This window comes from Candidatus Obscuribacterales bacterium (assembly GCA_019744775.1).
GTDB lineage: Bacteria > Cyanobacteriota > Vampirovibrionia > Obscuribacterales > Obscuribacteraceae > SBAT01.
Map to the genome: position 1 here is coordinate 346,311 of JAIETZ010000002.1, position 25,770 is coordinate 372,080.

24 protein-coding genes are annotated in these 25,770 nt (G+C 46.5%); 14 read left to right on the plus strand and 10 right to left on the minus strand.

From position 1 onward, the window contains the following. Positions 1-179 precede the first annotated feature (179 nt). From K2Y22_04950 to K2Y22_04965, 4 genes are read left to right on the plus strand one after another with little or no spacing between them, the layout of a single operon-like run. Positions 180-1,484: a galactokinase gene (locus K2Y22_04950; protein ID MBX9877785.1), complete on the plus strand. Its 1,305-nt coding sequence runs from the start codon at positions 180-182 to the stop codon at positions 1,482-1,484. Next, complete coding sequence (gene galT, locus K2Y22_04955) at positions 1,477-2,475, plus strand: galactose-1-phosphate uridylyltransferase (GenBank protein ID MBX9877786.1); 999 nt, start codon at positions 1,477-1,479, stop codon at positions 2,473-2,475. The genes K2Y22_04950 and galT overlap by 8 nt, the downstream gene beginning before the upstream one ends. Continuing rightward, on the plus strand, positions 2,472-3,212 hold the full coding sequence (locus tag K2Y22_04960) for a hypothetical protein (protein MBX9877787.1): 741 nt from the start codon (positions 2,472-2,474) through the stop codon (positions 3,210-3,212). The genes galT and K2Y22_04960 overlap by 4 nt, the downstream gene beginning before the upstream one ends. A 4-nt stretch (positions 3,213-3,216) precedes the next feature. Next, positions 3,217-4,290 (plus strand): aminotransferase class I/II-fold pyridoxal phosphate-dependent enzyme, encoded by a 1,074-nt coding sequence (locus K2Y22_04965; GenBank protein ID MBX9877788.1) that lies wholly within the window; start codon positions 3,217-3,219, stop codon positions 4,288-4,290. On the opposite strand, the gene K2Y22_04970 is transcribed toward K2Y22_04965, so the two are convergent. From K2Y22_04970 to K2Y22_04980, 3 genes are read right to left on the minus strand one after another with little or no spacing between them, the layout of a single operon-like run. After that, entirely contained in the window at positions 4,287-4,898 is a 612-nt protein-coding gene (locus tag K2Y22_04970) for a hypothetical protein (GenBank protein ID MBX9877789.1), read from the minus strand. The genes K2Y22_04965 and K2Y22_04970 overlap by 4 nt on opposite strands. A 53-nt stretch (positions 4,899-4,951) precedes the next feature. Next, positions 4,952-5,545, minus strand: coding sequence for a hypothetical protein (locus K2Y22_04975; protein MBX9877790.1), 594 nt, complete (start codon positions 5,543-5,545; stop codon positions 4,952-4,954). 3 nt (positions 5,546-5,548) lie between these two features. Further along, complete coding sequence (locus tag K2Y22_04980) at positions 5,549-6,616, minus strand: hypothetical protein (protein ID MBX9877791.1); 1,068 nt, start codon at positions 6,614-6,616, stop codon at positions 5,549-5,551. A 71-nt stretch (positions 6,617-6,687) separates the two neighbouring features. Between K2Y22_04980 and lepB the strand changes: the two genes are divergently transcribed. Continuing rightward, on the plus strand, positions 6,688-7,386 hold the full coding sequence (lepB, locus tag K2Y22_04985) for a signal peptidase I (GenBank protein MBX9877792.1): 699 nt from the start codon (positions 6,688-6,690) through the stop codon (positions 7,384-7,386). Here lepB and K2Y22_04990 read toward each other — a convergent pair. From K2Y22_04990 to K2Y22_05000, 3 genes are all read right to left on the minus strand, one after another. Next, the gene (locus K2Y22_04990) at positions 7,380-9,041 is read right to left on the minus strand and encodes a glycosyltransferase family 39 protein (protein ID MBX9877793.1); all 1,662 of its coding nucleotides are present in this window, start codon (positions 9,039-9,041) and stop codon (positions 7,380-7,382) included. The genes lepB and K2Y22_04990 overlap by 7 nt on opposite strands. 68 nt (positions 9,042-9,109) lie before the next feature. Then, complete coding sequence (locus tag K2Y22_04995) at positions 9,110-9,898, minus strand: DUF4163 domain-containing protein (protein MBX9877794.1); 789 nt, start codon at positions 9,896-9,898, stop codon at positions 9,110-9,112. A gap of 7 nt (positions 9,899-9,905) precedes the next feature. Beyond that, positions 9,906-10,262, minus strand: coding sequence for an arsenate reductase family protein (locus K2Y22_05000; GenBank protein ID MBX9877795.1), 357 nt, complete (start codon positions 10,260-10,262; stop codon positions 9,906-9,908). Between the two features lie 131 nt (positions 10,263-10,393). Between K2Y22_05000 and K2Y22_05005 the strand changes: the two genes are divergently transcribed. Next, complete coding sequence (locus K2Y22_05005) at positions 10,394-11,176, plus strand: ion transporter (protein MBX9877796.1); 783 nt, start codon at positions 10,394-10,396, stop codon at positions 11,174-11,176. Between the two features lie 25 nt (positions 11,177-11,201). Here K2Y22_05005 and K2Y22_05010 read toward each other — a convergent pair whose 3' ends face one another. Both K2Y22_05010 and K2Y22_05015 read right to left on the minus strand, forming a co-directional pair. Continuing rightward, positions 11,202-12,353 (minus strand): SpoIID/LytB domain-containing protein, encoded by a 1,152-nt coding sequence (locus tag K2Y22_05010; protein ID MBX9877797.1) that lies wholly within the window; start codon positions 12,351-12,353, stop codon positions 11,202-11,204. Then, entirely contained in the window at positions 12,350-13,276 is a 927-nt protein-coding gene (locus tag K2Y22_05015) for a hypothetical protein (GenBank protein ID MBX9877798.1), read from the minus strand. Before K2Y22_05015 ends, K2Y22_05010 begins: the two co-directional genes overlap by 4 nt. 60 nt (positions 13,277-13,336) lie before the next feature. On the opposite strand from K2Y22_05015, the gene K2Y22_05020 reads away from it, so the two are divergent. The 3 genes from K2Y22_05020 to K2Y22_05030 are packed head-to-tail and all read left to right on the plus strand — an operon-like array spanning position 13,337 to position 19,633. After that, positions 13,337-13,954: an AMMECR1 domain-containing protein gene (locus tag K2Y22_05020; protein ID MBX9877799.1), complete on the plus strand. Its 618-nt coding sequence runs from the start codon at positions 13,337-13,339 to the stop codon at positions 13,952-13,954. After that, positions 13,941-18,947: a hypothetical protein gene (locus K2Y22_05025; GenBank protein MBX9877800.1), complete on the plus strand. Its 5,007-nt coding sequence runs from the start codon at positions 13,941-13,943 to the stop codon at positions 18,945-18,947. The genes K2Y22_05020 and K2Y22_05025 overlap by 14 nt, the downstream gene beginning before the upstream one ends. Then, complete coding sequence (locus K2Y22_05030) at positions 18,944-19,633, plus strand: VanW family protein (protein MBX9877801.1); 690 nt, start codon at positions 18,944-18,946, stop codon at positions 19,631-19,633. Before K2Y22_05025 ends, K2Y22_05030 begins: the two co-directional genes overlap by 4 nt. On the opposite strand, the gene K2Y22_05035 is transcribed toward K2Y22_05030, so the two are convergent. Then, entirely contained in the window at positions 19,577-21,019 is a 1,443-nt protein-coding gene (locus tag K2Y22_05035) for a hypothetical protein (GenBank protein MBX9877802.1), read from the minus strand. The two genes, K2Y22_05030 and K2Y22_05035, sit on opposite strands and share 57 nt — an antisense overlap. Next, entirely contained in the window at positions 21,006-22,004 is a 999-nt protein-coding gene (locus tag K2Y22_05040) for a hypothetical protein (protein ID MBX9877803.1), read from the minus strand. Before K2Y22_05040 ends, K2Y22_05035 begins: the two co-directional genes overlap by 14 nt. Before the next feature lie 172 nt (positions 22,005-22,176). On the opposite strand from K2Y22_05040, the gene K2Y22_05045 reads away from it, so the two are divergent. From K2Y22_05045 to K2Y22_05065, 5 genes are all read left to right on the plus strand, one after another. Next, entirely contained in the window at positions 22,177-22,950 is a 774-nt protein-coding gene (locus K2Y22_05045) for a hypothetical protein (GenBank protein MBX9877804.1), read from the plus strand. After that, positions 22,947-23,456, plus strand: coding sequence for a CAP domain-containing protein (locus tag K2Y22_05050; GenBank protein ID MBX9877805.1), 510 nt, complete (start codon positions 22,947-22,949; stop codon positions 23,454-23,456). Before K2Y22_05045 ends, K2Y22_05050 begins: the two co-directional genes overlap by 4 nt. A 124-nt stretch (positions 23,457-23,580) precedes the next feature. Then, positions 23,581-24,921, plus strand: coding sequence for a phenylacetate--CoA ligase (locus K2Y22_05055; protein MBX9877806.1), 1,341 nt, complete (start codon positions 23,581-23,583; stop codon positions 24,919-24,921). Then, positions 24,918-25,358, plus strand: a complete 441-nt coding sequence (locus K2Y22_05060) for a hypothetical protein (protein ID MBX9877807.1) — start codon at positions 24,918-24,920, stop codon at positions 25,356-25,358. The genes K2Y22_05055 and K2Y22_05060 overlap by 4 nt, the downstream gene beginning before the upstream one ends. 24 nt (positions 25,359-25,382) lie before the next feature. Next, the gene (locus K2Y22_05065) at positions 25,383-25,706 is read left to right on the plus strand and encodes an EthD family reductase (GenBank protein ID MBX9877808.1); all 324 of its coding nucleotides are present in this window, start codon (positions 25,383-25,385) and stop codon (positions 25,704-25,706) included. Positions 25,707-25,770: the final 64 nt, after the last annotated feature.

Genomic DNA, 25,770 nt, shown 5'->3' on the forward strand with positions numbered 1-25,770 from the left:
GACTATAGTTAAGCACGCGCCACCATCTTTGTCATTTCAATCGAAACTGGGTCAATTGCAGGGGAGCAATGCCTGCCATCTCTGCGCGTTAAAACCAGATAATAGCCATTGGCCGGCACTTTGCGATAATACGCAGCGTCCGATGGTATCCATGTCAGAAGCCCTCGAGGAAACGCGCTGTGGATTTAGCCAGACTCCAGGAAACCTTCATCGATCTCTTTGGAGAAACGCCACGTTTTTTCCGCGCACCCGGACGCATCAATCTTATTGGCGAACACACCGATTACAATGACGGTTTTGTTCTGCCGGCAGCCATCGACAAACAAACAGTGGTGGCAGCCTGTCCGCGCAACGATCGCAAAGTCATTGTTCACTCACTAAACTTCGATCAAACCGTCGAATTTGATTTAAACGAGGCGCCTGGCAAACGCAAGAAAGCAAGCAACCCAAGCTGGCAAGGATACGTTGAAGGTACTGCTCGCGTTCTGGAAGCGGAAGGCTTCAAGCTGACAGGCGCAAATATGCTTGTCCTAAGTGATATCACATTGGGTGCCGGACTATCATCATCAGCGGCATTGGAACTGGCAATTGGTTTTGCCCTGACACAAATTTCCGGACACAGCATCGACAAGCTGAAGCTGGCACAGATAGGCCAACGTGCCGAGCACGAATATGCAGGCACTCGCTGCGGCATTATGGACCAGTATGTTTCAGCTTTTGGCAAAGCAGATCATGCACTTTTGTTAGATTGTCGTTCAATGACTTCTAAGTCCGTCCCTATAGATACGACAGCATTCTCGATAGTTGTTTGCGAATCCAAAGTCGGACACGAACTGGCAGTATCCGAATACAACAAGCGCCGCGCCGAATGTGAACGTGCTGTGCAAATCCTCCACAAGTTTGACCCTGATTTCACATCACTTCGCGATGTACCTGTTGAGATGTTCGAAAAACTCGCACCACATTTACCGGAAGCCATTCGCCGCCGCGTCAAACACGTGGTCACGGAAAACGAACGCACAAGAGAAGCAGCATTGGCTCTCAAAAAAGGCGACATAACCAAAGTTGGCGAATTGATGTATTTGTCACACAAGTCATTGAAAGATGACTACGCTGTCTCTTGCCGCGAACTTGATTTGCTTGTCGATATCGCCCGATCCATTGACGGCACTTTCGGTGCAAGAATGACCGGGGGCGGCTTCGGCGGCTGTACAGTCAACATCGTCGAAAAAGATCTCGTTGAATACTTTAAGCAAACACTTGGACGTCGCTATCGCGAAGAGACAGGAATAATCCCGTCGCTTCATGTAGTCAACGCCAGTAGCGGCATATCGGAGATAAAAGATCTAACCGAGCGCAAGAAGACATTTTCTCTGGGCATGAGACAAAAGAGAACAACCCTTCCTGACGGGCGATATCTCCTTTATTACAGCTTCGATAGCGAAAAAGAAAAAGGCGGGTCGTCAGAGACTACGCATGTCTGAATTACGCTGGAATCCTCTTTTAGGTGAGTGGGTCGCAACGGCCACGCACCGGCAGGATCGCACATTCCTGCCGCCCAAAGACTTTTGCCCCTTATGCCCGACAAAGAAAAATGGTTTCCCCACGGAAATCCCTGAAAAGACTTATGACATTGTCGTCTTTGAGAATCGCTTTCCGAGTTTGAAACGCATGCCCGGTTTGCCGGCTGTTGAAGACAGCGACCTTTACCCAGTCGAACCCGGTCAAGGCTTATGCGAGGTCATTCTTTATTCACCTGATCACAACACATCGTTGGCAGAAGAACCCATCTCACAAATCGAGAAGCTCGTAAGAGTATGGACCGACAGGTTCTTCAAAGCCAGCTCACTTTCCTTTGTCGATTATGTTTTTATCTTTGAAAACAAAGGCGAGGAAATAGGTGTCACTATCCACCACCCACATGGACAGCTTTACGGCTATCCGTTTATTCCACCAAAAATCAAACAAGAATTAGATCAATGTCGACAACACATGAATCGTTTGGGGACATGTCTCATCTGTGACATCATCAAGGAAGAATTTGCCAACGGACAAAGAATCATTGATCAAAACAAGCACTTTGTAGCTTACATTCCCTTCTTCGCACGTTGGCCGTACGAAGTTCACATTGCCTCAAAAAAGCATCTGCAAGCGCTCACCGATTTAAGTGATGTCGAGCAAAAGGCTCTGGCTAAAATACTTAAGTCAATAACCTCTGCTTACGACAAACTGTTTGATAAGAGTTTCCCTTACATGATGGTCCTTCATCAGCGGCCGACAGACGGGGACAATTACGACTATTATCATTTCCATATTGAGTTTTACCCACCAATGCGTGCTGCAAACAAGCTAAAATACTTGGCCGGAAGCGAAACAGGAGCCGGTGTCTTTATTAACGATACCTTGGCTGAAGATAAGGCCAAAGAGCTGCGCAAACGAGTTCGAAAACCAAGCAAAGTAGGAGCATCGAAGTGAGCCTGAATACCCCCAGCGAATTTGTCCTCGAAGGCATAGCTTTTTTCGGCAGAACACTGAATGAATACTTGGGCATGTTTGCCATTACGCTTGATGAATTGAAAGGCAAGAAAATCCTTGATTGTCCATCAGGACCCGCCTCATTTGTGGCTGAAGCGACAAGACTGGGAATAGATGCCATCGGTTGTGATCCGCTCTACAAACAAGACTATCAACGGTTGGCAGACAAAGCACGCAATGACATTATTCGCTCACTGGACAGAACAGCCAAAACACCTGAGCTTTTCTACAGGCAAACTGACGAAGAAATCAATGCTTTCAGAGACGAAAAACTAAAAGCAGCAGAAATCTTTGCCGCCGATTACACAGAAGGATTTAAAAGTGGCCGTTATCTTAATGCTGCTCTTCCAGCGCTTCCATTTGCCGGCAAGAGTTTTGATATTACCTTGAGCGGCAATTTGCTCTTCCTCTACACAGAGCATAAATATGGCGGAATCATAGACGACTCCGTATTTGACTATGACTTTCATCTCAACGCAATAAAGGAACTTATTCGCGTAACCAAGAAAGAAATTCGCTTGTACCCGATTGAAATGCCCAAAGTCGGCATGCATCAGTTTATCGAACGCCTCGTCCCAGATTTGAAAGCTCTAGGCGTCGACTCAAAAATTCAGCGTGGCACATATAGAGACATCCGCGGTGCCGATCATGTGCTGGTCTTGAATCTAGAGGGTTAAGAGAATGAAAGGACTTAACTGGCACGACGATTTAACGCCTGCAGAGGAATTTGAAGAACTTGCAGCATATTGCCGCAAGCACAATATTGAGTCGGACATTTACGGTGAAGGTAAATTCCTCAACGACTTTGAAGAAGAAATAGCCAAATTTCTCGGCCTGGATGCAGCCGTATTTATGCCCAGCGGTACTATGGCTCAACAAATAGCCCTACGGATTTGGGCAGAAAGACTCAAGATAAAAACAGTCGCCCTGCACGAAACAAGCCACGTTGAAGCAAACGAAAAGCGTGGTTATTCTTACCTGCACGGCTTGCAAACTATAACATTGGGCGGCATGAACTCAGCAATTCTTGCCAAACACTTAGACGAAATAAAAGAGCCTGTAAGCACTTTGCTTATTGAATTACCGATGCGCGCACTGGGAGGACTCTTACCGACCTGGGATGAACTTTTAGAACTGTTGAACTTAGCGAGATCTAGAAAAATCAAAGTTCATCTAGATGGCGCACGCATTTGGGAAGCCAGTACCTTTTACGATAAATCCTGCGCCGACATTTGTCAGCTATTCGACTCAGTCTATGTCTCTTTCTATAAAGGAATAGGCGGCATGACCGGCTCCATGTTGCTTGGACCAAATGACTTTATTGAAGAGTCTCGTATTTGGCTCAGACGCCACGGCGGCAATCTCCATACAATGACGCCCTATGTTGTCTCTGCAAAACTCAATTTCGAAAAGCGCATCAACAAAATGCACAAATACCGCAATCGTGCCATATCACTTGCCAAAGCACTCAAGGATATTCCTGGTCTTGAAACAAAGCCGGATCCGCCACAAGTGAACATGTTCCATGTTTTTATTAATGCCTCACTTGATCAACTGCAAAAGGCGCACGAAACGCTTATGAAAGAAGACAACTTCAGGCTTTGCACGCGCTTTGCGGAAACACAAATCCCGAATTGGACGCGTACGGAGATTGCTGTCGGCGATCAGGCTCTATCTCTTTCCAACGAAGAAATCGTTGAGAAATACCGAAAGCTAATAGCTCTTGCCGGTAATCAATTAAAAGTGCCTGTCTAATCCAAGAAGTACGATTTGCCGCTGGCAATCTTTTTCATAGATTTAGCCAATTGACGACGGGCATTATCAAACCCTGCGACATCTTCATACATCGTATGAGCAGCATCTTGTACTTGATCGTCATCACAAGTACTGCCTTTGGCAATGGCTTTTAGTCTCGGCACATCCGCTTGCAAGTCGCCGGCGATGCGTTGCATTTCTTTGACGTCGAAACTGCTTTCACCATCAACCATAGAGGCAACATTATTCACTTCTGTTTGCAGGAGACTGGTCAACTTCTCAATTTGGTAAAGGTATAGATCAAGCCATTCTTTGCGTGGCGGCAAAACACCTGTCGAACCTGGCGCTATCGGTGTAAATAACTGGTCATCAAGAAAAGCTCTGTCAAGAATGTCCGGATCGCTATCTGATCCCTCAATGCGATTTACTTCATTAGCTAATCCTGCAAGCGATCTCTTCAAATTATGAGAGACCCTGCCAAGATCATTTACTGAGTTAACAAGAGTATTGGTGGCACCAGGCGCGACACCACTAACCTTTTCAGCAGACGCAGGTAATGCCGTCAAAGCGACTATGGAAGACAACAAAATGAATCTATTCACTCTCACGCCTGTTACCTCAAAAGCTACGACATGAGAATTGTATCACCGAAGTTCGCTAACTATTTCCCATCCACCATGGTGCTGAGCGATCTTGGTTGACCTTCTACATCCAAAAATTGCGACAGTCGCTTTTGTTCTTCGTCGTGAGCAAGTGCACGCATGGCATCCATGGTCGCGCGATTTTTATCTTCCAGTGCACGCCACCATAACTCACTACCATCCATTAGTGATTCCTGAATCCAGAGAATGTGCAGTTTTTCCGGTTGAGCGGCAAATGATTTGGCTTGGTCGGAAGCCTGCCACCATTTTTGGGCAAATTCAGCGCGCTTGGAATATGGCACGTAAGTAGACATATCCTTTGCCATATTCTGCTTAGACTCTTTCAGGAATTGCGCTTCGGCTATCGCAAACTGCACCTTGTCATCCAGGGATGTTTGTCCATAGGGCGACTTAAAAATTCGCGGTAGCTCGCCGAAATACCAGCCGTCCTCCATTACTCTTTCATGTTTGCCGGCTTCTGCCCGTACTTCGTCAAAGGTTGGATCGACCAAAATACTGTGCGGCGGCGGCGCATGAAACTCCGCACAACCACCAAGGCAAATTGCGCTTATCGAAAAGATTGAGAGCACCAATGAATGTATTTTGAAGTTCATCGCTTACCAGCCGTTAATGGCTTTTACGTCGTTCCAGTAAGGACTTGTTGCCAGCTGCTTTTTGAAGGACTCAACAAATTGCTTTTTGGTAACAGGGTCCTTCTCGCCTTCAAACGTCAGGTCGCGTTTAGGCCACACCTCATCTAAAAATTCCCAGGCTGACTTTCCATTGCCGCTGTAAATAAGCTCAAGCATATTCGTGGGCAAATCAAACGGCATGGTTATCTTATCGCTGTCACGACTTTCACCCTCACCAGCGTCGCCTTCTTTAGGCGGCTGCATCGCCGTCTTAGTTTCGGCAATTATTTTCTTCATGTAAGCTGCGGTCGGTACCGGAGCTTTCATCAGGTCCGTAGCTAAACGAAGCTTACCGTCTTTGATACGTAGAATGACTTTTATACGAGGCGAAGTCGCTGAAGAGAAATTCCAATTGGAAAAGGTATCTTCAACTCCAATTCCCTCAATGCTGCCGTCGCCGCCAATATCAATGAATTCAATCGAATCATTGCCGGTTTCAATCTTAGCCAGCTTCTTGAAGTTCGACCCTAATGAAAATATCGAATACTCATAAAGGCATTTAGCACCACAATTAGCCCGCTCAATGATTATCTCCGGACTACCGCTACCAAATGCGCTAAAGCCGGGAGCCAAAACTTTCAATGGCGCAGGTATCTTTGAAGCGAAGTCTCCAATTGAACCAACGCCTAATTTACGTGGCGGGAAGAAAGTTTTTGAAACTACAACCGGAGCGATGACTGTGAAATAGGTTGAATTGGGCCAATACTCATCCGGAAGACCTTGAGCCAAAACTTTGTTACCACGCTTCAATTTGTAAGCGCCGACATTCCAACATTTTCCCACTTGCGGCACAAAGACATATTCGCCGATGGTTATCTTCTTGTGAGACCGTTTGACACTGTCTTTCGAAACAATGGCAAAGGCGGTGTCATCCTTGGTTGGCTTTCCAGGGACTGTTAATACATTGACAGCTTGTGCTGGGTATGCCAAAGAAGCCGCTGCCAGGGCAGCAAATAGCTGCCTTGAAAACCAGACCCGTCCTATTGTCATCATGATTCATGCGCTCAAAAGAGGAAACGCATATTATTGTATATTAGTTCTTCGTCCGCGCCGGGAGCGATAACATGCAAGAGAACGAAGCAAAAACAAAAAGCACATCGAGTGAATGGATCAAAGAAACCTTAAAGACACTAGCTTTGACGCTTGTCTTATTCGTCGTCATTCGCGGCACAATAGCCGAAGCAAGATATATTCCATCAAGTTCAATGGAACCAACGCTGCAAATATCCGACCGCTTGATTATCGAAAAACTGTCAGGACTTTTCCAACAGCCGATTAAACGCGGCGATATTGTTGTGTTCTATCCTCCGGCAATTGAACTCGGGGGCAAGGACTTAAGTTATGATCCCCTCTCCTTGCTTGGTAGGTTGACGGGCTTTCCATTTCTACCTTGCGAGAAAGCTTTGATTAAGCGTGTCGTCGGGCTTCCTGGAGATCACATTCTTATTGAACATGGTGTCGGCGTTTACATTAATGGGCAACTTTTGGACGAATCCGCATATATTAAAGAAGTACCAGGCTATGACCTCAAGACTTTGTCTGACATTGGTAATCCCTATTTCCACCCATTTCCCAACAACATGAACCCAATCACGGTACCGGAAGGCTGTCTATTCGTAATGGGCGACAATCGCAACAACAGCGCTGATAGTCATGTCTGGGGATTTCTCGATCAAAAGCGCGTCATAGGCAGAGCATGTTTGCTCTTCTGGCGCCCATTTTTAGAGCCAAAGTATTCAACCTACACAAGCTCGGTTCACTGAATTTGACCGGTTTGAGCAAATTCGCGACTCTCCATTTCGAAGAGAGTCCATTTACCTTCTTTCGAAATCGGCTTGTAAGTGCTACCCACAAACCAATGCATTTTCTTGAGCATTTCTTTTGGCACAAGGACAAAATGCTTTTCATGATTGCTTGATGTAAACGTTGCGCAGGCATCTTCATCTTGTAGTCGCTTAACAGGCTTATGCAATATGTAGGGCATCGTCGGCTCTTCCGCCATGAAGATTGCCACGCTGGCATGCTCACCACGTGTCAGCTCAACAAGTCTGTTAAAACCAACTTGCTTATGGTTGTACATCGAGGTTAATGCACCCGGTACATAGAATGCACAACCGAAAAGTAGGGCACCGGCGGTTGATAGAGAAACCCATCGTATTCTACTTTCCTGCGACAGGCTCCTTGCAAATTGCAGAAATACAAATCCTGCCAATAGCCATAAAAACATCACCACGAAAATCGGCCAATGTGCAAAAACAATTCCTTTTAAATAGCTGGACAATTTGCCTTGCACGACAAAAACAACGGCAAGAGCAATAAGAGCAGCACCTTGAACCACCAGCATTGCTTTCGATTTTGCTGCACGTGCAAGATATTCAATTTGGATAGCAGCCATAATGGCAAATCCTGGACATGCAGGAATTATGTACCAAGGCAATTTTGTCTTGATGCAGGTAAACATTCCAAAGATGGCAACGAACCAAAAAACTGACAATCTGAACAGACCATCCATACCATCAACACCAGAGAGCTTGAAAGTTCTTTTTATTGAATCAAAAGAAAAGAGCGGCAAAATGCACCAAGGAGCAAAACCGCCGAAAAATACCGGGATGTAAAAGTACCAAGGCATTTGGTGATTAACGGTGCCAACCATGCGTCCAAAATTCTGTTCGATAAAGAACTTCTGTAGAAATTTCCCTTCCGTCGCTATGCCTGCAGCTGCATACCAAGGCACAGCGATCAGAGTCACCAAAGCCAATCCCAGAAAAGGTTTGGCTCTCAGACAAAGACGAATTGTTTCTTTGACTGAACGTGTGCCTATTAGCAATGCCGGCAAGATAACAACGGCGCTCAGGATAAGAGCAATTGGCCCCTTACACAAAAGTCCCAGTCCAGCTGCCAAATAGCCAATAAATAAATCGCGATTACTTTCTTTGATGAGTCCCTTCCATAAAAACAACGTGGTGGCAGTGACAAGAAGTGTCAATGTGGTATCGGTCAAGCAAATATGTGAGCCAATTGCCACAAGAGGCAAACTCAAGAAAATGAGCCCGGCAAGAAAGGCAGTTGATTGTGACACCAAACCACGGCAACCCCAATAAATACAGAGCGCGGTGAAAATTCCTGAAAGTGCAGCCGGTAATCTGCCGACAAATGGCGATATCCCAAGCAACTTATATGCGCCGCAGACCATCCAGAAAAACAAAATAGGCTTATCAAGCCAGGGTTCATAATTATTGAGCGGCAGTAAATACTTGCCTGTTTCAACCATCTCACGGGCTGATTCCAGAAAGAAACTGTCAGTCGGATCAAGAGGTCCAAAGCCACCCAAAAACGGCAAATACGCCACCAGCCCTAAGACAGCGAGGATGGACGCGTAGGCAAAGCCCGGCACCTTAACTTTTTCTGATGTCATCATTAGCATGTAATGTTACAGCGGAATTAGTGCGATTCCAAGCGTAATTCTCTAAGGTTTTAGGTCCCTTCTTAAAGTTGAGACACAGCACTCTGAGGACTAATTACACTCCTAATCAAGCCATAGGGAACACCTACAGGTTTCTGAATTGGCTCAGCATGAATTGATGCTTGCGCGTCATTGAAATAGAAGCCCATTTCCTTGTCCAGAAAGACGAAATTCTGAAAATTGTCTGGCGTAGGAGCAGTGCCTTCTGCAATGATGTCCGGATTTGGATACTTAAGCATCTTCTTTATTTTTAGAGCTGTCTGCTTGGAGACAATCTGCAAAAACTTTTTCTGATCAGTAGTCAAATTAGTAAGTGTAATAGCAATTGGCGGATTCAATTGTGTGTTGAATACAAAATAGTTATTCACCGGATGTGCAGCCCCGTAGTAGTAGCTGCAAGTGGCAAAACTAACGCTGACAATATCGTCGGTTGATTTGTGCACTTCAAATGACGCAGTAATACTGCTGCCATCTTTTTGCTTTTTTGCCTCTATGCAAATAGGCAAATCATCCGAAACAAAATCAGAATAGTCTTTTGCAGCAGCTTTTGCTTGCCTAATAAGCTCAGCCTGCATTGCACTATTCAACTTATTAACCAAATCAATCTGTGGTCCGGAAAAATATGGATAATTAAATTTGACGGAAAAGCCTAATGGCGGGTTCGGCAAAACGAATTGCTTTTTCACAAAAGTAATGGCGCCTTTAGCGGGTGTTGCTTTGGCGACAATCGGCTTTGCCGGCTCAGCAGCGCTAGAACCGGCAACTGAAAACAGACACAATGCGACTAGAGCTACTCTGACAAAAGTATTCACGATTCACCTATTTAAGAAGTTTTTTGATATTTTCCGTTGGTCGACCAAGCACAGCCTTTGATCCACGCTCAACAATAGGACGTTGAATTAAATCAGGATGCTTCACCATCAACGCAATTAATTCCTTGTCCGACTTTTCGGCCTTAGCCAATTTTAGTTCGCGATAAATCGGTTCAGTCGTGCGCAACAACTCACTAGCCGGTATTCCCATCTTTTTCAAGAGATCTTGCAGCTTATTAGCAGTTAGCGGCTTGATGTAATAGTTGATTTTGTTGTAATCCACACCACTTTCACGCAAAAGCTTGTCCGCCTCGCGACACTTAGTACAAGTAGGCTTTTCGTATACGGTTATCTTTTCCTTCACGACGTAAGTCCTCCGGTATCCCCTGATAATAGCATCTGCCACCCCCTTATCGATACGCACAGACAATCCAGGGTACAAGTACCTAGGAGGCTGCGCTATGCAGTCAGTGTCGCATAATTTCGGGTCTTGCCGTGGCTTCACTCAGACAGAAACTGTACAGACAACTGTCCATCACGGCATGGCCGGATGAGGGCTTGTCGCCGCTTAACAAAATCATTGCGGCCATCATTATCGTTAGTATTGTCATTGTTACTTTAGCTACCGAGCCGACAATTTATGAGCCTTGGCAGCATCAGATTATTGCGGCAGACATAACAATCGGTGTCCTATTTGTCATCGAGTACGTATTGAGACTCTGGGTAGCCGGTGAAGATCCTGAATACAAAGGATTTTTCGGCAGGGTGAAATATGCTTTTACACTTCGCGCCTTACTGGATCTACTTGCCGTTTTGCCTTTCTTCTTAGGTTTTGTCGGCGGAGACATATTTTTGCTGCGACTCTTCAGATTAGTTCGCATCTACACATTGGCAAAGCTTGGTGACTTTTCAATTGCCATAAGACATATTCGCGATGCAATTAAAGAAAGATACATGGAATTATTTCTCGCCTTCATGCTGGCAATGATGGTGCTGCTTGTCTCGTCCACGGTGATGTTCTTGGTTGAAGGTCCTGTCCAGCCAGAAAAATTCGGCAGCATTCCACGTGCGATGTGGTGGGGCATAGCGACACTTACAACAATTGGCTATGGCGACATTTATCCTCATTCAGCTTTGGGCAAGTTCTGCTGCTCTATAACCTGTCTGGCTGCAATTGGCTTAATTGCCATGCCTACAGGCATCATGGCGGCAGCCTTTAGCGACGCCTTTCAAAGGCACAAGAAAACGCTCGAATCCCGGCATAATAATAATCACTGACATTTAGCTTGCACGTCTGGATTAACTACCACATCGCAACAGAGCGTGACTCTTGCACATTAGTGCCCGGGAAATAGTATTGCAGAATGTCCTTATAGGTTTTTCCCTGATGAGCGAGCTCAGCTGAGCCCCATTGGCAGAGTCCCACACCATGACCGGCGCCAGTAGAGAACACTTGCAAGTCACCATTGGGTAAAGTACCTAGTTTGTATTTGGTGCCTGGTGCTTTGTCCCAGCCTGCGGATTGGCCTAAAAGGATCCAGAATTGATAGCCGGATAGCACGCGTCCATCAGGCAGCTTAACCTTTACTGGGCGTCCGGCATCGTCATAATCCAAAATAGCCGGCAAACCTTCGCCGAATGCTTTGGCTGCCACATCTTTGGAAATGCGTCTGACGGTCAATTTACTAAATGGTGATTTCACGCAGTAATCACAGTTGACTTGCTTTAAATATGGTGGCACTGCTGATTTGTTGGAGAAGACGACCTCACCACCGCTTGTCCCACCTGCACATGTTGAGTGATAGAAGACAGCGACAGGACGATTCTCGTGCATGAGCAGTTGTCCCCAAACACTGTGTACCGCTTCGCGTACTTCTTTGCGATTATTGCTCGAACCTAAATACAATTCCCGCTGCGTCGAGTCACCCAATACCATCGAAGGCAAGTGTCTGGCTAATCGTGTTTGGGTAAGCACTGCCTGCGCTTTCAATGCTTCCACAGGCCAATTGGCAGGAGTTTCACTGGAGACAACGCCAATTACATAGTCTTTGACGGCGACAACATTGCGTACTCTTATGGATTGTTTCGGCTGTATAGACATTTCCACATCACCTGGATATGTCCGCTTATCGATGCTATCAATTCCCAACGCAATACCTGAGGCTTGACCGTCGAATACAATTCTCGGCGCCACAACAATTGCTTGAGGAGATCCTTGTTTTGTAAGTTCCAATTGACCGGCTTTTCCCGTAAGCAAATATTTTCCAGGTGGCAAAGATCGCTGCATTGGCATCTTGATGCGCGCAGGACCATAAAGAAAAATCTGTTTGACCGGTTGATGCGCCTCGAACAAGTCCACTTTTACCTTATCCGGCGTTGCCGCCAAAGCAATCTGCCCCATTGCGAAAAATAGAGCGTTGAAAATTGCTATTAGCAAATAAGTTTTGCACTTCATGTAGGCCAATCACTTGCCAGCAGAAATTTGTGTGCCTGTGGTACAGCCGCGTCTTGGCTTGTACCTGATGAAGCTCTTAAGCAAAATGAATACCGCGGCTTATCGAAGGGGAAATAGCCGATTATCCAAGACTGAAATGTGTTGCCGTGTGGGGCGGTGCCTGTTTTGGCAGCTATGTGCAATTTATTTTCCGGATCGAGATTTTTGGCAGTGCCGTTTTCACGAGCAATAATCATGCCTTGTTTCAAAATCTTCCAGGTGTTGTTGGATAACTGCAAGTGCGTCCTGCCTGGTTTATCGGGTGGCGACTCAGCACTGTGCAACAGAGGCAAATCACCTTCCGCACCAATTAAGGCCGCCATGCGCAAGAGTTGAAGTGCATGTGGTTTAAATGAATCGTTCAATCCCAATACATATGATTGCGGACTGCCCTCTGCTTTTTGCGGGAATGGACCTGAGGCTATGCCACAAGCAGGTTCATTTAAAAGAAACGCTTTGGCATGCTCTAAAAACAAATCGGGGCTAATTGACTGGGCTGCTTGAGCGAAGTAAACATTGCAAGACATGCCGATGGCATGAATGAGATCCAAGCGACCGTGCGGTTTCTGACAATGATATGTCTGCGAATTTACAACAACGCTGCCCGTGCAATCAAAAGTTGTTTCCGGACTCAGCAAATGATCTTCAGAAATTGCGCAAGCAGCCACCAACTTCATTAAAGAGCCCGGAAGTCCTGGCGCCATAGACATGCCTGTGGGAAATCCGACTTGACCAGTTTTTAAATCCGCCCAAAAAAAGCTTGGCTTGGTTGCTACAACTGCCGCCCGGGCAGGCTGGGCAACCGGAAAAGCACCGCCAAGACTAAAAAGCGACTTTAAGAATTGCCGCCGACCTGTAGAATGAGGTGCATCAGTAGGTGCCAAAACCAAATACCCGAAAGCCAAACCCTGACCATCATGACCGTTACCAGTTTATCCCGTTTAATGCGCCCAAGTCTACGCCAGTTGTTTAAACTCGGCATCTTAAGCCTGGCTCTTTGTTCACCGGCTTTTGCTGTTCACCAGGAATCCAAAGCTGAGAGCCTGCCGGAGATTGCCAAAAAGACCCTTGCCTTCCATTTTTCCAAGCCGAAAGGCGAGTCGCTCGCGCAATTCGCCAACAGCTTCTACGTACCGCCCGAGTATCGCCGGGCAAAAGGTCTGTTTATAACCTTGTCTTACAAGGGAGAAACGCGTGCCTGCTGGGGGTCGCTTGAGCCACGCTATGAAAATCTCGTCCAGGCAACCGTTTATACGACTGTCCAAGCTCTGAAGTGTGAATATCGCCATAAGCCAATTGGCTACAGCGAGTGGCAACGCCTCAAACCCCAAGTCACAATTGTGAACAACCTTGAACCAATTGTGGGGGGAGCCAGAGGGCTCTCCAGCCAGAATCCCTTGCGGGATGGGCTCTTCGTAAGGTCGGGCGGTAAGACTGGTGTTTTGCTGCCGGGAGAAGTTCGTGATGCTTATTATCAATTAGTTAAATGTAAGCTGAAGGCGGGCATTAACCCAAAAGAACAGTGTCAAATCTGGCGAGTGAAGGCTGATGTCATCCGATAAGAATCTCCTGGTTTCTTGGGAGTTTTTGCTCGTAAAACTAGTGTTGTTTGCCATGCTATTTGTCGCCTTCGACAAACCGTGCGGTTCGGTCATTGGCAAAATCGCCCTCGAGCAAAAGAATTTCGATCTCTATTCATACGACATTGGTGCACAAAAAGTTTACGCATTAGCCGTTGGACCCAGAGGCAAATCGAGCGACGAGCGCGGTGTGTGGATAAAGTCGGATGGTACTTTCGTCTTGCCGCATTTGCCTGTCGGCGAATACACAATTAAATTGCGCGCTCCGGGATTTGCCAGCGAATACATCAACGGCGTTTTTGTTGACGAAGGAAAAGTCACCAAACTCAAATCGCCAATTACACTGGATTTATTGGAACCATCGGTTACATTAGCCTCCAACACAAGAGTTTATACGACCAAAGAAAAACCAAAGCTGTGGATTAATGCTTATGGTGGCACATTGGCTTCCGTTGATGTTTACAAAGCAGACTTTCTTCAGTTCATGAATCAGTGTGCTAAAAATTCCATCGAGGTCAATTCAAGCCTCGATATCTACAAACCAAGCGACAGTACGGAATTGAATTTACAAGGCACGCCGGTTGCCACGATGACGCGCCAACTGGAGCTTGATACATCGGACTGGTCATATGCCGACTTCCAGCTAAGTAATACGCTGCCACCAGGCGATTATGTAGCAAAAGTCAAACTGAAATCACAGCGCGGCGAAAAATCTTCCTGGGATGTGCTCTGGTTTTCTGTCACCGACTTAGGACTCATCGTTAAACAGGCACCGGACAAAACAGTAATACGCGCCATTGATTTAAACACCTTGGGACCACGTAAGGGAGTTGCCCTTAGCATGTTTGATCGCAGAGCAGGCAGCTCCAGAACACTGGGTCAAGCAACAACTGACAGCAATGGCTTTGCCACGATAGGGAGCGGAAAGAATCTGCCGTCCAATTTAACCGGCTCTGTTCTAATAAGCGGAGTGCAAGGAAATGATAGAGCCTATTCCGATGCGTCTTGGTGGCAAGGACGAGCCGGACAATATCGCACTTACTTCTATACGGAGCGGCCTATCTATAGACTCGGCCAAACTGTTTCCTTCAAAGGCATTGCTCGCAAATTCGACGAAACAGGGTTCCACAATCCCAAAGGCGGATTGCCCGTAACTGTCACAATTGAAGATCCGGACAATCAGAAAGTCGCCGAACAACGCCTGCGCACTAACGAACACGGCACATTCAACGGCACATTTGATGTACCTGCTGATGGACATACAGGCGCATATCAAGTGACTGTGAAGTATCCGGATGACACATCCACTTACAACAGTTTTGAAGTTGCTCAATATCGCAAACCGGAATACCAAGTCGAGGTGACACCAGTCACGCCACGAGTCATTGCCGGTTCAACACTGAAAGCACGTATCAAGGCAACCTATTACTTTGGCGCGCCTGTTGCATCAGCCAAAGTGAAGTACTCTGTTTACGCAGGTAATGACTGGCAAGCCAGAGAAAATCTTCTGCCGCGCCCGGAATACTATGACTTCTTTGATGACTGGGGCGATGATGCGGATTATTCGTATGCATCTGATTTCGTTTGTGAAGGATATGCCCAAACTGATGACGCCGGCGAAGCAGTCATTGAATTTAAGACCAAAGACCTAAAGCCACCGACAGACGGTCCATATAGCAACGATTATCAAGACAAAAAATACAAGATCGAAGCAGAAGTTACAGACTTGAGCCGCATTGCTGTCGTTGGCAACGGAAGCGCTTCTGTTGTCGCTGGTGATTACGCCTTATTTGTTAAATCAGACAGCTATGTCGCAAAATCAGGCGAACCGATTAGCGTTAACATCAATGCCATCAACTACGATGGACAACCTGCAACAAACAAGCAAGTAGATATAAGACTCATGCGCTGGGTTTGGGATCAGACAGCAAGCACTTATCGCGGTGTCGACCTATCTGATCATGCCACTGCCACAACCAACGACAAGGGCGTGGCAACAGTCAGCTTAAAAACACAAGATTCATATCCGACAGAGACTTATTACATAACAGCCCAGAGCAAAGATTCCAGCGGACATACTATTTATGACAACGAAAGTATTTGGATAGCAAGCTCCAATTATCCTTATGCACTTTCTGAAAAGGATGCGAATGTCGAGCCACTTTCGTTGAAACTGGACAAGCCGGTCTATAAGCCTGGCGACACTGCCCGCGTGATGATAAGCACACCAACAACAGGCAAGGAAGGCTCAGAAGCAATAGTATCTGTTGAGGGCAAGCGTCTCTACAATTACCGAGTAGTTCCGCTTAAAGCAACAGCCACACTGGTTGAAATTCCAATCACAGAAGAATATGCGCCAAACGCTTTCGTTGCCTGTACTTTCGTTGACAAAAAGCATCAATTTTACAATCAATCGCAAATTCTCAAAGTTTCCCCTGACGACAATTTCTTGAACGTCAGCATTACTACCGACAAACCAAAATACAAGCCGGGCGAATCAGTTCAATACACGATTAAAGCTCTTGATTCACATGGTAAGCCTTCCGCCAACACAGAAGTTTCTCTAGGTGTAGTTGACGAAAGCATTTATGCCATTCGCCCAGAGGCGGCCGAAGACATTCGTAAATTCTTTTACCGCATGCAAGAAAATTGGGTTAACACAGTTTGCTCATTCCCTCATAGTTATTCCGGTGGTCCGGATAAAGTTGAGCCGCGCATGCGCAAAGACTTCAGGGACACTGCAGCCTGGCTGCCGGATCTAGTAACAAACAAAGACGGCATTGCCATTGCCTCAGTTAAGCTGCCGGACAATCTCACAACCTGGCGAGCAACTGCTCGAGCTATCGGCATGGCAACAACTGTTGGCGACACGATAAACAAAATAATTTCCACCCAAGACTTAATAGTCCGCCTGGCATTACCGCGCTTCTTCACAGAGGGTGACGAAGGCTACATCACTGCCATTGTGCACAATTACACTGACGCTGCGGAAAACATTGATCTGTCTTTAACGGCCACAAAGCAATACAAGTTAGCTAAACCGACCGAACAAAGACTTTTGGTGAAAGCAGACAAAGCCGAGCGCTATTCGTGGCCGATAACCGTCGTCGGCTCCGGAGACAGTTTAGTGAGCATTATTGCTCGCGGCAAGAAAACAGGAGACGCAATGGAAATGCATCTGCCTGTGAGATCATTAGGCATAAAAGCTGCCTTGTGTCAGTCCAAAATAATTACCAACGAAAGTCAATCGGCATTTTTGCCCGTGTCACCTGATAATCCAGCGGCCAAAGACATTAAATGGCAACTAGCACTTGCCGCTTCGTCAATTGGTCCTGTTCTGGGAAGCTTCAATTCACTTATAGATTATCCATATGGTTGTACCGAGCAAACCATGAGTCGACTTGTTCCTTCAATAGTAGCAATGAAGCTAAATAAGGAATTAGGTCAAACGATGACATCCAGCGACAAAGAACGCTTCCGTGTCGTCTATAACAAATCCATACAAAAGCTTGCTGAACATAGACATGCAGACGGCGGTTGGGGCTGGTGGAAATTCGACGATAGCGATCCCTCCATGACTTCATATGTTATGGAAGGGCTCATGCTTCTCAAAGAGGCTGGCTACAAAGTAGAGGATACCTGGCTCAGCGAGGGCAAAGCTTGGCTTTCTAAAAATGCTAAAGATCTCTTCAAGCAATTAAGCGATCCCAAACAAGTTGATGTTTATGGCTTGACACGCCAGAGAAGAATAGACTTAACGCGGATGCTTTATGTGCTGAGCAAAAATGGTCAAGCCGTACCGAATAATGTTCGTAGTTGGTATCACAAGAATCTCGAAACAATGCAGCCGGAAGAGCTGACATATCTCACGCTAGCCATCGGCAACAATCAGTTGTCCAAGCCGTTTTACGACCGCTTAATTGCGCTGGCCAACAATAATGATGGTATGACTGATTGGGATCATACAAGAGCGCTTTTGAACAAAATAAAAATCAAATCCGACGAAGACGACTACACATACCAGTTTACAGGCGTGGAGACAACTGCCGTAGCTCTGCAGACGGTTCTTGCTTGCGAACCACAAAACAGTGCTCGCATTGAGTCAATTAAGCGCTGGCTGTTGCTGCAGCACGATAAAGACGGCTGGGAAAACACAAAAACAACCGCCAAGGTATTTCTAGTTCTACTACAAGAAGAGATTCTCGCACGCAAGTCAGGCACTGCCGGTACTAATTACACCGTCAGCGTTAATAGCGGGCAAACGCCGACATCTGCCGAACTCATCGCTCTGCACAAACTGCTTACATTTACTGATGAGAATCGCTATGACGAAGACACGGTAATTTCGGAAAATATCCCTGCGGGCACGCGCATACCATCAACTGCCGTCGAGTTGAAAAAGCAAGGACCAGGCAGACTTTATTACACCAACTTGATTACATACACGCGCAAATTACACCCAGGCGACACCATCAATGAAAAATCACTACCTGCCAATTTGGCTATTAAACGCTCTTTCTTCCGTTTAAAACCAACGTCCATTGCCAGCGATGGCACGACACACTTCAATCTGGATCCAATATCAAATAATGTCATTAAGGCTGGTGAAACTGTTTTGATGAAAGTAAGTGTCAACTCACCGGTTGCCTTGCCTTACGTAATACTTGAAGCAGCACTTCCTAGCGGCGCGGAAGTAGTCTCTGATGACCCACGAGCCGACCTCATTGATCAAGGAAGTTCAAACAGATCCGTGGAAACCGATTGGGGCACCTGGTGGTGGTCGCACCAAGACATCCTGGACGACAAAGTTGTTTTCTTTGCCAAAAGCATGCCGGCCGGCAAATGCGAATTTCAGACGCTTGTTCGCATGGAGCTGCCCGGCAAATTCCAAATCAATCCAATGAGTTTGCACGGAATGTACACAGACCACGTACGGGCTCTGTCAAGTTTAGATTCCATAACCGTAAAAGAATGAAGAAGCCATTCATTAGATTTGCCGCTCTTGTCGCAATTCCTATTGCGCTTGCTGCCTATTTTTTGACCAGCCATCCGTTTACGCAAGAACTTGGAAGTCAGACGATTTACATTGGTGAACTATCGCCTCAACAAATCAACAATGTTCAGGTTGCCGCCAAGTCCATCAATGATGTAGTTCTAAAGCCCGGCGAAGAATTTTCCTTCAACAAGACAGTTGGTCCACGTACATTCAAGCGTGGTTACGATGCCGCTCCTTCCTATTTAAATTCCGATAGCCCGGCAACTTTCGGTGGCGGCATTTGTGTCGTTTCATCAGCAGTTTATCAACTGGCATTAAGCGCAGGCTTTCCAATTATCGAGCGCCTGCCACATCAAAAAACAGTACGCTCAGTATTGCCCGGGCTGGACGCCACAGTTTGGTACGGCAAGGCTGACCTGCGTTTCCAAAACAACCTCAAGACACCTATTCAATTGAAGGCGGAAGTCGATCACAATGACGTGACGCTGAAGATTTTGGGCTCGCAACCAAAAGAGGATGTGACTGTGCGCAGGCTGGTTACCAGAGAAACAGCCGATCAAATTCAAGTCGAGGTCTTTCGGCAGATTAAGGACAAAACGACTTTGGTCTCAAGAGACCTCTATGCGCTTGCTCCTCGCCATGCGTATCAGCATCATAATCACTAAAGGTGCAACTGCGACGATAACACCGGCGGCTATAAGCACTTCCACCTTCGTTGCGGCAACAGCCTCATTGCCTTTATTGACGAGTTCTCCAGCCAAGGTGCCTACAGCAACCATCTGAGCCGGCGCCAAAAGCAAATAGCCTAACGAGCCTGATGTGGACCTAAATGCCACGGGTCCAAGAATTGCAAGCAATATTGCACCGACCATGGTGGCATCAAAGAGTCCGGCTGCGGGTTCTGCATGCAAGAAGAAGTTAGCAGCCAATGGAGCAAAAGTTCCAGCCATTAGAAACAACGCTAATTTAAGCCATCTATCTGTTGCATCGCGCAAGCTAATTGCCAGGACAATGGAAATCGCAAATCCAGCGTAGATTACCGCTCCAACGTATGGATGCAAGATATTCACGCCAGTGACATTAGCGACATAGTCAACCACATAACATTGCAACAGTGCTCTTACAACAAAAAACAAGCCTACACAAAGAGCGACTCCACCCGGTCGAGCAACCAAAGTAGTAATTGCGGCTATGACAAAACCAAGCGTGCCAAAAAGACGAGAGGCAACGACTGTCACACCGGCAATAAGCACTGCCATTGAGAGAAATTGAAAGATTACTGCAGGATCGTTTATTTTGTCTTTGGCTCTATCCTCAAAGTCGCGGAACATATGACTGACAAACATGCTGCCGCCAACCAGCCAGGCATAGTTGCCCGCATTAGTTAAAAGCAAGAGCTTAGTGCAGGCAATGAGCATAACCAATCCGCCCGTTGCCGACATAATAATGCGTTTCAAATACCATTTATCATCAGACATAAATGGGTTTTGAAACAACCTAAGTAGAATTATCGACGAAAACGCAGCAAGCAAAACACCTTCAAAGGTGGATGCATTTCCGGAAGGTAACCCGGTTAGGATCCAGAATAGACCGGCAAGCCAGGCAAGCGGCGGCAAAATATCCTGAAAGTCAGGATCATCGGGAATATACACCATCTCAGAAACTTTCCAGGTAATGAGTCCCAAGCAAGCAGCAACGAGATTATCCCTAGATGTGTCGGCAGGTGCATAGAGCGAATAAGACACAGCAGCTCCAAGCATAGCCAGTCCACGCAAAGGCGCAGGTAGTTTAATTACTGAAAGCAACCACGGAACTGCCACCGCCAAAAGAAAGCTCGGCAAAAACGGCATCACGGCAACGCCCCATTTTTCTCCGACTAAAAAAAGAACACAATAACCTATGGCAATAGCCGCGACAAAGGCTGCCGATCGTCCGGTAACGGTAAAACCGAGCTGCTTGTATATGCCCTGCTTAAAGAAGGGAAAGTAGAATGCCACCAAGCATGTGATACCAAAAAACAATAGCACTTGTTGCAGATTATTTGCTAACACTTTCGATTTCCTTTTCCGAGTCTATCGTCTTGTCACTAGAAATTGAACTTTCAGCCGGCTGGATATCAACTGCTGGAACCACAGTCTCCGCTGGAGTCGATTCGGTTGGCGTGGTTGAGTCCGACACCACACCCGGCGTCGTCACTGGCGGCGTAGAACCGGATGCCACCACAGCACCTGTATTTACCTGCTTAACCAGCTCGACAATATAGTCGTAAATTTTACGAGGCGGATTAACCGTAACGGTCTTCATGAAGCCCATGGCATCAACTGTAACCTCGGCTGTTGTTTCGCCCTTTTCGTCCAGATACATAATTGTTGATCTTGGCTCAACCCAACAAACATCGGCTTTCAACTCAATGCCCTTTATCTTGCTGACATTTAGTTTTCCTTCCGGTGTTTGCATAAAGTCGAAACAAATGCGCTTATTAAATCGCACTCGTTCAATTCTATTTTCGTTAACTTCCTCACTATAGATATCAGCAAGAGCCAATTCATAATGATCACCGTCAACTGTTTTGAAAGACGACAGACCGACAGCACCGGCTTTCTTCAACATTTTAGACGCCTCTTCTCCAAGAGTGTCCACGCCAATTGACTTGTAACAAGAAGAAAGATCGGAAAGCCCCGCCTGCACCTCAGGTGTATCCGGTGTCATTTTCCCATAGGCCGACAAACTATCCTGATAACAGGTTCCTGCTTCCTGCCATTTCTGTCGCAGGCGATGGCAGTCACCAAGATGCTTCAAGCAGCCAGCCAGCATTATTCGTTCTTTGAAATTGTCCGCAGCATCTTGGGACGTCTGCTTGAGCATTTCCACAACCTTATTCCAGTTGCGTGCTGCTTTTGAATACTTGCCTGCATCAAAAGCCTGCTGCCCAGCATCGACCATCTTTTGCCAAAAAGATGTGTCTTCTGCCCATGCGGCACTACTATTTAGGCTAAGAACCAATGCGCCGGCTACCAAAAGAACTTGCTTGTTCATACCAAATCCTCTTTCACCCCTACATTATTCCCCCAGGGAGTACCAAATGGGCGAACGACCGATAAAAACTTCTTCTTTCGTCATTTCCCTCTATCACTGTAAAATCAGCTGTATGTTAGCTCGATTTTTCATAGTTGCCATATGTGGACTGCTCTTTGTAGCAGCCGCTTTCATGCTGCCGACCGTCGAGTTCCCACAATCGGCAGCCGACTTATTCTTGCAAAAAATCCGGGAAGGCAATAGAAAGGCAGCAGTCGAGATGTTTGGCGACAACACCTGCCATTGCCCCCCGCGCGGCGGCTACGAAACCTACCTAAGATACGATATGCATGACCCAACACTTGCCTTTCTCATAGGCAAGCCTTTTGCCTTCACAACAGGCACAGTCACACCGGTCAACGCTGAAATTCCTTATGTCTTCCCTTGGGATAAGCCGTCCACTTGTTACGTTGATGTAGAGCTTAGTTTTCCCAACGAGAAACCTTACCTTCTGCCCATGGAAATGGCTTTTGGGATTCCGATGACAGAGGATCAATTCAATGACTTCACTGTTAACCCAAACAAAAACGGATGGAAAGCGTTTGCCTTACGCCTACGTCCTTCTATTGCGCCCGGATTGATACCAACTAAGCCAAGACAATTCAAAACACAAAGCAAGGACCAATTGGAAAATCTTTTGAGCCCGGAGATGATTCCATTTCTCCGAGCTACAGATGCCGGCGATGTCATTCTCAAAGACAAAAGCAAAATGCCGCTGGCAGAGATTGAGGCAAAATTGCCGCGCTTGGAGAAAGCAAGTTTGCGCCTTCGCGTGGTTAAAAGCGGTCAGCTAAAGCCATGGAAGATTAACAAATTCCGGTTTGAAAAAGCCTCTATTATCGATAGTGGAACCACACCAAAAGAATCTACAATAGAATTCCCTCTCAATTCGAAGTTTGACCTATGAGATTTAAATCTACAGTGATCGCCCTAGCTATTGGTTTTGCTTTCTGTCCGGCATTTGGACAGGAAACGGAAACCAAGGAAATAATGTTCCAGCCGGCAGATTCCAACTTGCAAGCGGTAAGAGACCAAATTGTCAACCTCGTTAACAGCGAAAGAGCAAAAGAAACCACATCAGCTATTCAATTGAATGCAAATTTGACGCGCGTGGCTCAAACATTTGCCGATGATATGGTCGCCAGACACTTTTTCAACCATGTCGACCCGGATGGCAACACCTGCAAAGAAAGGGCAAGGAAGCTAAAACTAGCCAGCCCTCAGGCTGAAAGCATCCTGGCAGGGGTTTTGACTGGAGAAGAAGCAGTCGAGGAATTCATGTCAGATCCGCCCAGAGCCCAGAATTCCAGCCGGGCCAACATTCTCAACCCTGAATTCCGATTTCTAGGCGTGGGAGTAGCCAAAAAACCCAGCGGGACGCTTGTTGTGGTCCTAGAGTTTTCCAAAAAATAGTACAGCGGGATCAATTGATCAGTTCTCGGAGTAAGAACCTGACAAAACACTTTCCGAGAGGATATGATTTCTCTTCGTGTGAGTAAGCCATGTCTTTGAAGTGCCTGTAAAGTCAGAAGTTTTCATGTGGAATCAACAGCTCGAGTGTATATCACGTAGCGAGCTTGCGCTTTTGCAACTTGAGCGCCTAAAGCAAGTCGTAGAGCGCGTCTACAACAATGTGCCTTTTTACAGAGAACGACTTGACAAAGAAGGCCTAAAGCCGGAGTCAATCAAAACGCTTGACGATTTGCGCCGCCTGCCATTTACGGTTAAAGCAGACTTGCGCTCTAACTACCCATTTGGCTTATTCTCCACTGACGTCAAAGATATATCTCGTCTACATGCTTCATCGGGTACTAAAGGCAAACCAACGGTTGTCGGTTACACCAAAAACGACCTGGATATTTGGGCAGAAGCTTGTGCTCGATCTCTTGCGGCAGCTGGCGTGCATCCACATGACATTTTGCACAATGCCTACGGATACGGACTTTTCACCGGCGGGCTTGGTGTTCATTACGGCGCGGAAAGACTTGGCGCAGTTGTTGTGCCGGCTTCCGGCGGCAAAACTCAACAGCAAATAAAACTGCTGCAGGATTTTTCACCGCGCATTCTTAGTTGCACCCCATCGTATGCACTCAATCTTGCCTACACAATGGAAGAAATGGACATTTCGCCGCAATCTCTAAAGTTGGAGATTGGCATCTTTGGCGCCGAACCGTGGAGCCAGCAAATGCGCGAGCAGATTGAAAAGCGCTTGCATATACAAGCGCTGGACATTTACGGGCTCAGTGAAGTTATGGGTCCAGGCGTGTCAGTTGAATGCTTGGAGGGTAAACAGAGGGACGGCAATTGCGGCTTACACGTTTGGGAAGATTTCTTCTTGCCTGAAATAGTTGATGCCAAAACCGGTGAGGTCTTGCCGTACGGTGAAGAAGGCGAGCTGGTGTTTACCAACTTGGCAAAAGAAGGTATTCCACTGTTACGTTATCGCACCGGTGACATTTCGCGTCTCAATGCTGAGCCTTGCTCATGTGGTCGTACAATGATCCGCATGCAACGAGTTCGTGCACGGCTGGATGACATGCTTATTATTCGCGGCGTCAATTTATATCCTTCCGAAGTTGAGCAATTACTTTTGCAAATAGAGGGATTGTCGCCGAATTACCAGCTAATAGTAGAAAGAGAAAAGGCTCTCGATACACTGGAAATTCATATCGAAGTCACAGAAGATTTAATTGGCCGTTGGGGTAATTTTGAAAAAGGCCAATTGGAGATGACAACACTTTCACACCATATAACAGTTTTGCTCAAAGAAAATCTCGGTCTTACAGCCGGTGTCAAACTGATGCCGCCAAAATCAGTACCGAGAAGCGAGGGCAAAGCAATTAGGGTAGTCGACAAAAGGAGGCAAGACAGGTTATGAAAGCAGGGCTCAAAGTTGGCCAAATTGCTGAAGTAGAAATCATCGTATCGCCGGATATGCGTGCAGCATTTGAAGAACAGACAGCGCATGATCTCTACGCCACATCACAACTCGTTCAGCATATGGAATGGGTTGCCCGCAAAACGATTCTTCCTTTCCTTGAGCCTAATGAAGAGAGCATGGGCAATCACCTAGAAGTCTCACATATGCGACCAACGCTCACCGGCATGAAAGTCAAGTTCAGGGCTACCGTTAAAGAAATTTTGAACAATAAAGTATTTTGTGAAATTGAAGCATCTACTTCCATGGGCAAAATTGCCCGAGGACAGGTAACCCAAGCCATTGTTGAAAAAGAATGGCTTTTGAAAAAGAAAAAAGAAATGTCCTTGATTGATCATCTGGTGCAAGACTCCAGCAAACCTTCAGTCAAAGCATAAACATACAAAACAAAGGAGCAATAAATGCATAAGTTAGTCGCACTCTACAAGAAACCTGAAAACGCCCAGGATTTCGACAACCATTATTTCAATGTCCACATGCCGTTAGCCAACAAGATGCCGGGCTTGCGCAAAGCAGAAATTTCCAAAATTCTCGGCACCCCACAAGGCGATGCGGACTATCATTTGCTAGCTGAACTCTACTTTGACGATCTCGACGCTATCAAAGCAGCTCTTGGGTCGCCTGAGGGCAGAGAAGCAGGCAAGGACTTGATGGGTTTTGCCGGCAAATTGGTTTCACTCTACTTCGCAAAAGTAGAAGACAAAGTTCCAGCAGCAATTAAGTAACGAAGCGGAACAAGCGTTGCGATGAGCAATGTGCATTGTAGCGTACTGCGGCTGCCGGATGGCA